Origin of the sequence: Streptacidiphilus pinicola, from assembly GCF_003258295.1 — a bacterium.
Classification (GTDB): domain Bacteria; phylum Actinomycetota; class Actinomycetes; order Streptomycetales; family Streptomycetaceae; genus Streptacidiphilus; species Streptacidiphilus pinicola.
In genome coordinates, this window is sequence record NZ_QKYN01000060.1 from 1 (window position 1) to 417 (window position 417).

At 84.4% G+C, this 417-nt stretch carries 1 pseudogene; it reads right to left on the bottom strand.

What is annotated here, in order from left to right:
* A pseudogene (locus tag DN069_RS40920) lies at window positions 1–417 on the bottom strand (hypothetical protein); the annotation flags it as partial.

Below are 417 nucleotides of genomic sequence, written 5' to 3' on the forward strand. Positions count from 1 at the left end.
CGGGCGGCGCGGCAGGGCAGTGGGGCGGGAAGAGTGGCGCGGAGTGGTGTGGGGGAGCCGGAGGCGCGGCGGCTCGGGGCTGGTGGGGGCGGGCGGGCGGCGGCGGGGGGACGAGGGGGAGAGCGGGCGGCGCGCGCCCGCCCGGATCCGCGCCGTGGGCGGGGGCGGCCACGGCGGGAACACGGGGGGGTGATGCCCCGCCGCTCCGACGACTCGGCGCCCGCCGGCCGGCCGGGCCGATCCGGCCGCCGCGGCGGCCGCTGGCGGCGAGGCGGACGCGGGAACGGCCGGGGCGGCCGGGACCACCACGGGGGCCGGCACCGGGGCCGCAGCGGAGGGCCAGCCAGGGCCGTGGAGCAGGCGGCCCGCCGCGACGATCGCTTCGGCGAGGCGTTCCAGCACCGCCTCCGCCTGCTC